Consider the following 12,307-nt stretch of genomic DNA (forward strand, 5'->3'; position numbering starts at 1 on the left):
TTTTTTAGCCGAAAAGAGAAAGAGGCAGGAGTGATGGGTTATTAAGATCGTATTTATCGGAGATATTGTCGGATCAGTCGGCCGGAATGCAGTCAAAACAATGGTGCCTAAACTGAAATTAAAATATGCGAACGCGGTATTTATCGCGAACGGTGAAAATGCGGCCGGAGGCCGAGGGATTACTTCGCAAATTACGAAGGAGCTCTACCAGCTCGGGATTCATGGAATCACGCTCGGAAACCATACCTGGGACCAGAAAGAGATCTTTGATTTCATCGACGATGAAGTTCAGATGGTGCGTCCCGCGAATTTTCCCGAAGGAGCGCCGGGGCGGGGACATACCGTTTTGAAGGTGCGCAACCAGGAAATCCTGCTGATCAATCTCCAGGGGCGGACTTTTCTGCCTCCGATCGACTGCCCGTTCCGCAAGGTAGACGAGATTCTCGAGGCGGCGAAAGGAAAGTACAAACATATCTTCGTCGATTTTCATGCGGAGACAACGTCGGAGAAAATTGCCATGGGTTGGCATCTCGACGGTCGCGTTTCGGCGGTAGTAGGTACGCATACGCATGTCCAGACGAACGATAACCGCGTGCTTCCGCAGGGAACGGCTTACGTGACGGACGTAGGCATGGTAGGTCCCCGCGACGGCGTACTCGGAATGGAACGCACAGCCGTTCTGCGTAAGTTTACGACGCAGCTGCCGGTAAGATTCATCGTAGACGAAGGGCAGTGGCATTTCCATGCGACTGTCATTGATCTCGACGATACGACAGGCAAAGCGGGCAAGATCGAACTCATCCGGATCAACGAAGAAGATCTTCTTTTCGAATAAGAACGTTCGGCAATAAAGAATGTTCAGCAACCGGCTTTTTGCCACAGAATTTAACTTGTACCTCCCGGTGATACCGGTTCAGGAATGTTTGATCACCTGTCCGAATAGGATGGAAAGAGGAAACCTTTATCCTTAATCCTTTATCCATCAACCCAAGGAGGTACTTTTCCATGGAAGTATTAAAAGTTTCAGCAAAATCCAATCCAAACTCCGTAGCAGGGGCGCTTGCAGGCGTGTTACGGGAGCGCGGGGCGGCAGAGCTTCAAGCCATTGGCGCGGGTGCTCTGAATCAGGCAATCAAAGCGGTAGCGATCGCAAGAGGATTTGTGGCGCCCAGTGGAGTCGATTTGATTTGTGTACCCGCCTTTACAGACATCGTCATTGACGGGGAAGACCGCACGGCGATCAAACTCATCGTAGAACCGAGATGATACACGAGCGCTCCTCGGGTTGTACATACATGAACGGACCTGTTTACATACTCTGTAGACAGGTTTTTTTCGCATCGTGCAAGAAAGGAAAGGCCCATTAAAGAGCCTGGAGGTAACCATGATTATCGATGCTCACTGTGATGCTCTGATGAAGATGTACCGGAATCCGCTGCTTGATTTTAACGCGGCCGAGCCTGTTTTGGACGTAAGTTATCCCCTTATGAAGCAGGGGGGAGTCAAAATCCAGTTTATGGCGGTCTACCTGCCGGAAGAAATCAAGAATCCTGATGTGGGACACATTCTAGAGTATGTGGACATTTTGTACAGAAGAGTGCTTTGCAATCCGGATATCGTCCTGATCCAGAGCCGCTCGGATCTTCAGCACGTGCTGACGACGGGAAAACGGGGCGTGCTGCTGACTTTGGAAGGAGCGGAAGGGCTGAGGGGCAGCCTGGCTCAACTGCGTATTCTCTACCAATTGGGGCTCAGAAGCATAGGACCCGCCTGGAATTTCGCCAATTGGGCGGTAGACGGGGCCATGGAGACCCGAAACGGGGGGTTTACCCTGCGGGGACAGCAGCTGATAAAAGAAAGTAATCAGCTCGGGCTGCTGCTCGATGCCTCTCATCTGTCGGAAAAAGCTTTTTGGGAAGCGGCCGACGTACCCGGCCTGCATCTGTTCGCTTCCCATTCCAATGCCAAATCGGCATGCGACCATCCGCGAAATTTGACCGATGGACAAATCCGCTGCCTTATTGAACGGAAAGGAATGATCGGCATCACCTTCGTTCCCTGGTTTGTGAAGAAGACGGGTTCGGTTTTTATTACCGATCTTTTCCGGCATATCGATCACATCTGCTCGCTGGGCGGTGAAGACTTTATCGGCTTCGGATCTGATTTCGACGGGATAGACAAATATATCCGGGGACTGGAGAACGCCGGCATGTACGCGAACCTGGCCAATGAACTGTACAAGCACTACACGCCCGTCCAAGCCCAGAAATTCCTCTGGCAGAACGGGTACGCCTTCTTGGAACGCAGTCTGCCGGTGTCCTAGAGAGCGATCTCTTTTTGATATAGGTATGATCTAAAAAAGCTATCTGTCCCTTTTACGGAAAACCCTTGCAATTTACGGGGTCTAGGAATAGAATTTGGATAGCTTGAAAAAATTTTTTTATATCCTAAAATCTATCATACAAGCATCGTTCTAAGCAGGGCTCGTTTTGCAAAATGGTTTGCAGAGGCGGAGCAGCTCACCATCAAAAGGAGTGGACGCAAGGTGATTAGTCAGTTATCGTGGAAGATCGGGGGACAACAAGGGGAGGGTGTAGAAAGTACGGACCGTATTTTCTCGACGGCGCTTAACCGTCTCGGATACTACTTGTACGGCTACCGTCACTTCTCTTCGCGCATCAAGGGAGGACATACGAACAACAAAATCCGTATCAGTACGAAACCGATTCGCTCGATTTCGGATGATTTGGATATTCTGGTTGCTTTCGACCAGGAGACGATTGATTTGAACTCTCATGAGTTGGGAGTCCACGGCGTGATCGTCGCGGACGCGAAGTTTAATCCCACCCTGCCGGAAGGCGTTAACGCGCGTCTGTTCCCGGTGCCGATTACGGCGATTGCGGAAGAGCTTGGAACTTCCCTGTTTAAAAATATGGCGGCTTCCGGCGCTTCCTGGGCGCTGCTGGGGCTGCCTTTAGATGTATTCAACAAAGCGGTCGAAGAGGAATTCGGACGCAAAGGCGCAGCCGTAGTCGAGAAGAATGTCGAAGCGGTGCGCAAAGGCGCGGAATCCGTGCTGGAGCTGGCAGGCGGCCCGATCGTGGAACTGCAGCTGGAGCCTGCGGACGGCGAGCAGAAGCTGTTCATGATCGGCAACGACGCCATCGGTCTCGGTGCTGTAGCCGCCGGCTGCCGCTTCATGCCGGCTTATCCGATCACACCGGCTTCGGAAATTATGGAATACTTGACGAAGGTGCTTCCTAAATTCGGCGGAGCCGTTATCCAGACAGAGGACGAGATATCGGCTTGTACGATGGCAATCGGCGCCAGCTACGGCGGCGTACGCGCCATGACGGCCTCGGCGGGTCCCGGCCTGTCCCTGATGATGGAAGCGATCGGTCTGGCCGGCATGACGGAAACGCCGGTCGTGATCGTGGATACACAGCGCGGCGGCCCGAGTACGGGACTTCCGACCAAACAGGAACAAAGTGACGTAAACGCCATGATTTACGGCACGCACGGCGAGATCCCCAAAGTCGTGCTCGCACCGAGCACGATCGAAGAATGCTTCTACGATACGATCGAAGCGTTTAACATCGCGGAAAAATTGCAGCTTCCGGTCATTCTGCTGACAGATCTCCAGCTTTCGCTAGGCAAGCAGTCTTCGGAAGTGCTGGATTATAATAAAATCGTTATTGAACGCGGCAACCTCGTCGCGCAGCCGGAGGAAGTCGAGGACAGCAAACAGCTGTTCAAGCGTTACGAGCTTACGGAGAACGGCGTATCGCCTCGCGTGCTGCCGGGTGTGAAATACGGTCTGCATCATGTGACAGGCGTTGAGCATGACCAGGAAGGCCGCCCGTCCGAGAGCCCGGTAAACCGGAAGAAAATGATGGATAAGCGCCTGGAGAAGCTCAAGCACGTGGAAGTAACCAATCCGATTCTCGTCACTGCGCCTCATGAAGAGCCGGATGTTCTGATCATCGGCATGAGCTCGACGGGCGGAACGATTGAGGAGGCAAGAGGAAGACTGGAGAAGGACGGTCTTGCAACGAACCACGTTCACGTTCGTCTGCTGCATCCTTTCCCTGCCGAAGAGCTGAAGCCTCATCTGGAGAAAGCAAGAAATGTAATTGTCGTCGAAAATAACGCGACTGCGCAGCTGGCGAATCTGATCAAGCTGAATGCAGGCAGTGCCGATAAAATCAAAAACATGCTGAAATACGACGGAACCCCGTTCTTGCCGTCCGAAATTTATCAAGAATGCAAGGAGCTGACTGTAGCATGGCAACGTTAAAAGATTTCCGCAACAATGTAAAGCCTAACTGGTGCCCGGGCTGCGGAGATTTCTCCGTTCAGGCCTCCATTCAGCGCGCTGCCGCGAACGTGGGACTGGAACCGGAGCAGCTTGCGATCGTATCCGGTATCGGCTGTTCCGGCCGTATCTCCGGCTATGTGAACTGCTACGGCTTCCACGGAATTCACGGCCGTTCCCTGCCTATTGCCCAAGGGCTTAAAATGGCGAACCGCGAGCTGACCGTCCTGGCTTCCGGGGGCGACGGCGACGGATTCGCGATCGGTATGGCTCATACGGTCCATGCGATCCGCCGCAACATCGACATGACTTATATCGTCATGGACAACCAGATTTACGGCCTGACTAAAGGCCAGACGTCTCCGAGAAGCGGCGAAGGCTTCAAAACGAAGAGTACGCCGAGCGGCTCCATCGAAACGCCTCTGGCGCCTCTTGAGATGGCGCTTGCTGCTGGCGCGACTTTCGTGGCGCAGTCTTTCTCCAGCAACTTGAAGCAGCTGACACACATCATCGAAGAAGGCATCAAGCACCAGGGCTTCTCGCTGATTAACGTATTCAGCCCGTGCGTCACGTTCAACAAAGTGAACACGTACGACTGGTTCAAGGAGAATATCGTGGATCTGGAGACGATCCCGGATTACGATCCGAGCAACCGGATCCAGGCTATGACGAAGCTGATGGAAACCGACGGCATGCTGACCGGTATTATTTATCAGAACAAAATGAAGCCAAGCTACGAGAACCTCGTTACAGGCTTCAAAGCAGAAGGTCTTGCCAAGCAGGATATGAAGCTGAGCCAAGCTGATTTTGACAAATTGGTTGCAGAATTCAAATAAGCCGTACAGAAAGGCGCGCAGAGTACTCTGCGCGCTTTTTTTTTCTCCGCGTAGAGGTTAAACTGAGGGGGAGAGCCTGCTATAGAGACAGAGAATGGACACAGGAAGGGATGAAGACACAATGAAACAAATACCTATCGGGATTTCCGCCCGTCACATTCATTTGAAGCCGGAGCACATTACCCGCCTGTTCGGCGAGGGCTATGAGCTGACTGTTCTGAAGGACCTGTCCCAGCCGGGACAATTCGCCGCGGGCGAAACCGTAGCGGTCGTCGGTCCCAAAGGCCGGTTTGACAAGGTCCGCATCCTTGGGCCGGCTCGGAATATTTCCCAGCTGGAAATATCGCGCACGGATGCTTTTGCACTCGGCGTTAATCCGCCGGTACGCGAATCCGGCAATATTGAAGGGACGCCGGGAATCAAGATTGTGGGTCCCAAGGGCGAAGTGGAGCTGGAAGAGGGCGTGATCGTTGCGGCCCGCCACATCCATTTTCATACCGAGGATGCGAAGAAATGGGGCATCGAGGACAAACAGCGCCTGCGTGTCCGCGTGGGGACGGATCGTCCCGTAATTTTCGAGGATGTTATTGCCCGTGTATCGGACCAGTTCGCCTTGGATATGCATATCGATACGGATGAAGGCAACGCCGCAGGGCTTAAAACCGGCGATGTCGGAATTATTGTAGATTAGGAAGCGGGCCGGGACAAGCTGTCCCATGCACGCAGGGAGCCGGGTACGAGGAGCTGATTTCCTCTGCCCGGCTCTTTCTTCTTTTGTCCGGGCACCAGGCATGGTATAATCAGATTTATGAGTCTAGCTTGGAATATTCAGGAGGAATGGCGAAATGACGGTGAAAACCGCTAAATCCGATAAGGATTTTTCGATCTATTTTCAACCTCCTTCTTATAAGGATGCGAAAAAACGCGGCAAGGAAAACATTGAAGTGCTGTATGATTTCAACATTCCGGAAGAGATGAAGGAGTTTGGCCAAGGCAAGCGGTACATGATCCGCACGTACGGCTGTCAAATGAACGAACATGATACCGAAACGATGAAAGGCATGCTCGAGGAGCTGGGCTATACCTCAACGGAAGAGAAGCAGGAAGCGGATGTGATCCTTCTGAACACCTGCGCGATCCGGGAGAACGCGGAGGATAAGGTGTTCGGCGAACTGGGGCATCTGAAGCACCTCAAACTGGAGAAGCCGAATCTGGTGCTCGGAGTCTGCGGCTGCATGTCGCAAGAGGAAGGCGTCGTTAAGCGGATCTTACAAAAACACGGGCATGTCGATCTCATATTCGGCACCCACAACATTCACCGGCTTCCGGCCCTTCTGCAGGATGCTTACTTAAGCAAGGAAATGGTCGTGGAAGTGTGGTCCAAAGAAGGCGACATTATCGAGAACCTGCCCAAGAAGCGGGAAGGCATGCGCGCCTGGGTCAACATTATGTACGGCTGCGACAAGTTCTGCACGTACTGTATCGTGCCGTACACCCGCGGCAAGGAACGGAGCCGCCGTCCGGAGGACGTATTGGCGGAGGTGCGAGATCTGGCCCGTCAAGGATTTAAGGAAATTACGCTGCTCGGACAGAACGTCAATGCTTACGGCAAAGATTTCGAGGATATCTCGTATTCCTTCGGTGATCTGATGGCGGATATGCGTAAAATTGATGTGCCGAGAATCCGGTTTACCACTTCGCACCCGCGTGACTTTGACGATCATCTGGTCGAGGTGCTCGCGCACAAAGGCAATTTGATGGAGCATATCCATCTGCCGGTCCAATCGGGAAGCACCGAAGTGCTGAAAAGAATGAGCCGCAAATACAGCCGTGAGCTGTATTTGGATCTTGTGCGCAAAATCAAGACGGCTATACCCGACGTGGTGCTCAGCACGGATATTATCGTCGGTTTCCCGGGAGAAACGGATGAGCAGTTTGAAGAGACGTTGTCTCTCGTGAAGGAAGTCCGGTTCGATTTTGCTTATTCTTTTATTTATTCCCCTCGTGAAGGAACGCCGGCTGCCGCAATGGAAGACAACGTTCCCGAGGATGTGAAGAAAGAACGTCTGTACCGGCTCAATGAGGTGCTCGGAGCTTTCAGTAAGGAAAGTAACGAGAAGCTTCGCGGTGAAGTGGTCGAAGTTCTTGTTGAGGGAGAGAGCAAGAAGAATTCGGAGGTCCTCTCCGGACGGACCCGGACGAATAAACTCGTTCTTTTTAGAGGATCCAAGAATCTCATCGGATCTTTCGCCCATGTACGCGTGACGGAACCGCAAACCTGGCTGGTAAAAGGCGAGCTTGTCGCGGAGCCTCTGCAAATGTTAAGCTAAGAACGCCATAATGAAGAAGCGGAGTGTGCAGGATGGAGCATTACACGAATACCGAAATGATCGTAAGAGAAGATATTTTGGCGAAAACGAAAGAGCTGGCGGAGCTTCTTACCACCTCTTCCGAGGTACAGTTTTTTCAACAAGCCGAAAAACAGATCAACCAGAACGAGCACATTCAGTCTCTGATTCAAGCCATGAAGAAAAAGCAGAAAGAAATTGTCGCTTTCGAGAAATTCGACAACGAAATTATGGTCAAAAAGATCGAGAAGGAAATCGAGGACCTGCAGGATGAGCTGGACAATATTCCGATCGTCAGTGAATTTCAGCAATCCCAGGCGGATATTAACTACCTGCTTCAACTCGTTATGGGCGTGATCCGGGATACTATTGCGGACAAAATCACGGTGGAGTCCGGTTCGGCACAACCGCCTTCCAGCTGCAGCGAATAAAATGTTCCTGTTACAGAAAGGCCGTTTCCGGTTGCGGGAGCGGCTTTTTTGCCGTATATTCCTTTGATGGTTAGTTGACAAAAAACAAACAATATTATAAATTGTTTATATAAATATAGACGAGGATTGAAGGTGTTTGATTTGAAAGATGTTTCAGAGCTTTTTTGGAATGCGTCGACGGAGGAAATCAAACGGGGATACATTTTCTCGGATCAGGAAGATGCATATGTGTGTCTGGTTTGCGGGAAATCGTTCACTAAAGGGATCATTTACCGGGAAGACGAGACGTTTTACGAAGCCGAAAAGTTTGCGTCCCGGCATATCGCCGCCGAGCATGGGTCCATGTTTCATTACCTGCTCAACTTGAATAAGAAACTGACGGGGCTGACGGATCTGCAGAAGCAACTGCTCGGTTTTTTTCACGACGGCTTGTCGGACAAAGAGATTGTGGGAGCACTTGGCGGCGGAAGCACCTCAACCATCCGTAATCACCGGTTTACGATGAGGGAGCGGGAGAAGCAGGCTAAAGTGTATTTGGCGCTTATGGGGCTCCTGGATCAGCGGCCGGATGCCGGTAAAGCGCCCTCCTTTATTGCCGTTCCGAAAAGCGCTACGGTGCTTGATGAAAGATTCGCGATTACGGAGCAGGAGAACGAACAGTTTTTGAAACTTTATTTTTCGGAAGGGATAGACGGGCCGCTCAACAAATTTCCGAAAAAAGAGAAGCGTAAGATCGCTATCCTGCGGCAGCTGGCAACAAGATTTGAAGCGGACCGGAAGTACACGGAAAAAGAAGTGAACGAGGTTCTGAAAGAAGCGTGGCACGATTACGTGACCATCCGCAGGTATCTTATCGAATACGGCTTTATGAAGCGCCATGACGACGGAAGCGCGTATTGGGTAACCCGTTAAGACAACAGGAAGCATGGCTTGGGTCAAATTCACCAAAAAAGGTTAATATCCGTATAGCAGCAGCTAGAGACAAAGGAGGATATAACCATGCCCTATGATATGACCCATGAAGGCGTTAACGAAGAAGTTCAACGCTGTATCGAAGAATGTATAAATTGTATCAAAACTTGCAATTATTGTTTCGATGCCTGTCTGAAGGAAGACCACGCTTCCCATATGGCCTCGTGCATCAGGCTGACCCGTGAATGCGCGGACATTTGTACCTATGCGGCATCGGCCATGACCCGTCAAAGCCCGTTCATTGTGGAAATTTGCAATCTATGCGCGACGGTTTGCGAAATTTGTGCCAAAGAATGCGCGGAACATGAACATGAGCACTGCCAAGAGTGCGCCAAAGTATGCCGCTCCTGCGCGGAAGCTTGCCGTAGAATGGCTGCTTAAGACAGTTTAAAAAGGGAACCCCGCATGGGTTCTTTTTTTAGTTTCCACAAGCGAGGAAAGAAGTAAAACAAGATGTAAAAACTATTAAAATATACTAATAATTGGGTGACCGGAATGGGGCAGTTAAGGTTATAATGAGGGAAAGAATGCCCGAAAGTGCAACCTTCCTTCCCGCATTACGTCTATGACTGAAAGCCTGTTTCAATCCGCTTTTATTTGGGTAAATGTTGCTGATGTGCCTGTAATCATAGAGAAGACCTAATTTTTGTTGCCTGAGGAGTTATCGTTTATGAAGGAAACTATTATTGTGGGGCTCCCGGCCTACAACGAACAGGATGCCTTGCCTAAACTGCTTCCGAAGCTGGAACAATTGTCGGTGCAGTTTGGGGAGGCTTTTCGCGTGGTCGTGGTCAACGACGGAAGCTCGGACGGAACGGCCGGGGTCTTGAAGGAAGCATGCCGAACCTATGCATGGCTTCAAGTTATCGACCATGAGCGCAACCGCGGACTCGGGGAGGCCATGAACACCCTGGTCCGATTTGTAACCAGCGAGTACCAGCCGAGCGATGTGCTTGTGACGCTGGACGCGGACAATACGCATAATCCGAACCTGATTCCGGCGCTCGTCGCGAAACTGAAGGAGAACAAGCTGGATCTGGTTGTGGCGTCCCGTTTTGCCAGAGGGGGCCAAGAGCTGGGCTTGTCGTTTCTCCGGAGGCTCTACAGCCGCGGGGCGATGGTGTTTTTCAAGTTATTTTTTCCGATCGAGGGGGTGCATGATTATTCGAGCGGCTTTCGCGCATACCGGATCGGATATCTCAACCAGGCTATGAACCTTTACAAAGAAAGACTGATCACGACCAGCGGTTTCGATTGTATGGCCGAAATGATGGCCCGGTTCAGTAAAATCGGAATTAAAGCGGGGGAGTATCCGCTCGTGCTGGAATACCATTTAAAAGTCGGCCGCAGCAAAATGAACGTAAAGCGGACGATTGCGGGCTATTTCCGCCTGTTGATGAAAGTTAAACCCCCTGTGCAGGGGACGCAAAAGAAAGTGAAGGGTACCGTATGAGCGCACTGTGGGTCATTTTATTATCGGTCGGTATGGGAGCGGTCGGGCAAGTTCTTCTCAAGGCGGGGGCGAACCGTCTGGGCGAACTCTCGCTGGCTCCGGCCACCTTGATTCCGGATGTATTCCGGATGGTCAAAACGCCCGAAATCCTGATCGGACTTATTTTGTTCGGAACGAGCTTTCTGCTGTGGGTCAAGGTGCTCACCAAGGTAGAACTGAGCTATGCGTATCCGATGATGAGCTTGAGCTACGTGATCGTGTTCGTCATGTCGTTTCTATGGTTCCAGGAGACGTTTACGATGCAAAAGCTGGTCGGTATGGCCGTGATTATAATCGGAATCATTATCATTAATAAATAAGGAGAAGCGCATGGAACACAAGACGCGCATTCCTGCGTGGCTCATAACCGCCCTCTTGTTTATTGCGATTGCTGCGCTGAGAATTCCATACATAACCAATTCACCGTATGAAATCGATTCATGGAGACAGTCGGATACGGAATCGATTGCCCGCCATTTTGTGGAAACTAAATTTAATCTTTTCTATCCGCAGTTCAATTATCAGGGGCCGCTTCCCAATTATGTGGAGCTGGAATTTCAGATTACCCCGTTTCTGATTGCGATTTTGTACAAACTGTTCGGGTACCAGTACTGGCTGGCCAGGCTCGTGCCTCTGGCATTTTTTATGGGCTCGGCGTGGTTTCTTTACCTGATCGCCCGTTCGTTTTATACGAAGCGGACAGCCTGGATCGCGGTTTTGCTGTACGGGATCTTACCGGTTGCGGTGACGTATTCCCGGGCCATTATGCCGGAAGCGGCATCGCTGTTTTTTTACCTCGGCGCGTTCTATGCGTTCACGGTGTGGATCCGCAAGGGCGGCACCGCTTTTGTGCTTACCGCGGCGCTGTTTACGGCGCTGGCGATTTCGCTCAAGGTTCCGACGGTCTTCGTCGGCATTCCCATGCTTTTCATGGCGGCGGCGAAGTATAAGGGGAAAATGGTCCTGAACTGGCGCTTGTGGCTGTTCGCGGTTCTGGCTCTCGGCCTTCCCGCCCTGTATTACGCCTGGGCCTCGTCCATAGCGGAATTCCAATTCGTATCGGGGATAGCGACGAAGCACATTTTCCCGAAAATGGCGACGGCGCTGTTTACCCCCGAAACCTGGGACTTTTTCCTGCGGGAGCTGCCAAAGGCCTTTACCTGGCCGCTTCTGGCCCTGACGGCCGCGGGTCTGCTTGCCGGCTTCCGGCAGAAGGATATCCCCGTCCGCGTGTGGGGGTGGGCGATGCTTCTGGAGCTGGCCACAATCGTGGCGGTGATCAAATTCGATTATTATTTGATCTTCTTTGCTCCGGTGGCGGCTTTGCTCGCCGCGAAAACGATCGGCCGGCTGACGGAGCTCCGGTTCGGCTGGATTCCCGCCGCAGTCGTCGTTGCGGGAATCGGATGGGCCTGCGCCCTTATGATGAATCCCGATTACGGGAAGGAGAAAACCGTCATTCTGGAGCAGGCCCGGGCGGTCGAACGGCTGACAAAGCCGGGCGATCTCATTGTCGTCGGCACCGACGACCCCTCGCTCCTGAACGCCAGCCACCGGGTAGGCTGGAGGGTGCTTAATTCCATCCCGGACGATCCGGTCAAAGAGCTGGAATATTTCCGGGCGGGCGGAGCGGCTTATTTTGTTCCGCTCAAAGGGCAGATTGACGGAGATAAGGCCGGGGAACTGCGCCGCTATCTTAACGCGAAGTTCGAGAAAATTCCCGTAGAGGGCGGCTATGACATTTACCGGCTGAACTGAAAAAGAAAGCAGGACCCTGCATGCAGGGTCCTGCTTTCTTTTGGTTTGCCGCTTAACGCAGCCGCTTAACGCAGCCGCTTAACGCAGCCGCTTAACGCAGCCGCTTAACGCAGCCGCTTAACGCAGCCGCTTAACGCAGCCGCTTAACGCAGCCG

At 52.0% G+C, this 12,307-nt stretch carries 13 protein-coding genes; all 13 read left to right on the plus strand.

Annotated features, from left to right (window positions below):
• Nucleotides 1-40: 40 nt before the first annotated feature.
• Nucleotides 41-835, plus strand: coding sequence for a TIGR00282 family metallophosphoesterase (locus ABH899_RS03675; RefSeq protein ID WP_036739441.1), 795 nt, complete (start codon nucleotides 41-43; stop codon nucleotides 833-835).
• Nucleotides 836-1,005: 170 nt separating this feature from the next.
• Nucleotides 1,006-1,266 (plus strand): stage V sporulation protein S, encoded by a 261-nt coding sequence (locus ABH899_RS03680; RefSeq protein ID WP_005550495.1) that lies wholly within the window; start codon nucleotides 1,006-1,008, stop codon nucleotides 1,264-1,266.
• Nucleotides 1,267-1,384: 118 nt separating this feature from the next.
• Complete coding sequence (locus ABH899_RS03685; RefSeq protein ID WP_369994039.1) at nucleotides 1,385-2,323, plus strand: dipeptidase; 939 nt, start codon at nucleotides 1,385-1,387, stop codon at nucleotides 2,321-2,323.
• Nucleotides 2,324-2,545: 222 nt separating this feature from the next.
• Nucleotides 2,546-4,297 (plus strand): 2-oxoacid:acceptor oxidoreductase subunit alpha, encoded by a 1,752-nt coding sequence (locus ABH899_RS03690; RefSeq protein WP_369994040.1) that lies wholly within the window; start codon nucleotides 2,546-2,548, stop codon nucleotides 4,295-4,297.
• Nucleotides 4,285-5,151 (plus strand): 2-oxoacid:ferredoxin oxidoreductase subunit beta, encoded by an 867-nt coding sequence (locus tag ABH899_RS03695; protein ID WP_369994043.1) that lies wholly within the window; start codon nucleotides 4,285-4,287, stop codon nucleotides 5,149-5,151. The genes ABH899_RS03690 and ABH899_RS03695 overlap by 13 nt, the downstream gene beginning before the upstream one ends.
• A gap of 121 nt (nucleotides 5,152-5,272) precedes the next feature.
• Complete coding sequence (gene pduL, locus ABH899_RS03700; RefSeq protein WP_009674971.1) at nucleotides 5,273-5,842, plus strand: phosphate propanoyltransferase; 570 nt, start codon at nucleotides 5,273-5,275, stop codon at nucleotides 5,840-5,842.
• A gap of 154 nt (nucleotides 5,843-5,996) precedes the next feature.
• Nucleotides 5,997-7,481, plus strand: a complete 1,485-nt coding sequence (miaB, locus tag ABH899_RS03705) for a tRNA (N6-isopentenyl adenosine(37)-C2)-methylthiotransferase MiaB (RefSeq protein ID WP_009674948.1) — start codon at nucleotides 5,997-5,999, stop codon at nucleotides 7,479-7,481.
• Between the two features lie 32 nt (nucleotides 7,482-7,513).
• Nucleotides 7,514-7,930 (plus strand): YlbF/YmcA family competence regulator, encoded by a 417-nt coding sequence (locus ABH899_RS03710; RefSeq protein ID WP_009674934.1) that lies wholly within the window; start codon nucleotides 7,514-7,516, stop codon nucleotides 7,928-7,930.
• Between the two features lie 141 nt (nucleotides 7,931-8,071).
• Nucleotides 8,072-8,842: a DUF2087 domain-containing protein gene (locus ABH899_RS03715; RefSeq protein WP_369994087.1), complete on the plus strand. Its 771-nt coding sequence runs from the start codon at nucleotides 8,072-8,074 to the stop codon at nucleotides 8,840-8,842.
• Nucleotides 8,843-8,929: 87 nt separating this feature from the next.
• Nucleotides 8,930-9,283: a four-helix bundle copper-binding protein gene (locus ABH899_RS03720; RefSeq protein ID WP_369994048.1), complete on the plus strand. Its 354-nt coding sequence runs from the start codon at nucleotides 8,930-8,932 to the stop codon at nucleotides 9,281-9,283.
• 289 nt (nucleotides 9,284-9,572) lie between these two features.
• Complete coding sequence (locus ABH899_RS03725) at nucleotides 9,573-10,355, plus strand: glycosyltransferase family 2 protein (RefSeq protein ID WP_218228540.1); 783 nt, start codon at nucleotides 9,573-9,575, stop codon at nucleotides 10,353-10,355.
• A complete protein-coding gene (locus ABH899_RS03730) occupies nucleotides 10,352-10,714 on the plus strand; it encodes an SMR family transporter (RefSeq protein ID WP_009674964.1) in 363 nt (120 codons plus the stop codon). Before ABH899_RS03725 ends, ABH899_RS03730 begins: the two co-directional genes overlap by 4 nt.
• A gap of 10 nt (nucleotides 10,715-10,724) precedes the next feature.
• Nucleotides 10,725-12,152 carry an ArnT family glycosyltransferase gene (locus tag ABH899_RS03735; RefSeq protein WP_369994051.1) on the plus strand — a complete coding sequence of 476 codons (1,428 nt, stop codon included), beginning with the start codon at nucleotides 10,725-10,727 and terminating at the stop codon, nucleotides 12,150-12,152.
• The last annotated feature ends 155 nt before the right edge of the window (nucleotides 12,153-12,307 follow it).

Origin of the sequence: Paenibacillus sp. RC84, assembly GCF_041260495.1 — a bacterium.
GTDB lineage: Bacteria > Bacillota > Bacilli > Paenibacillales > NBRC-103111 > Paenibacillus_F.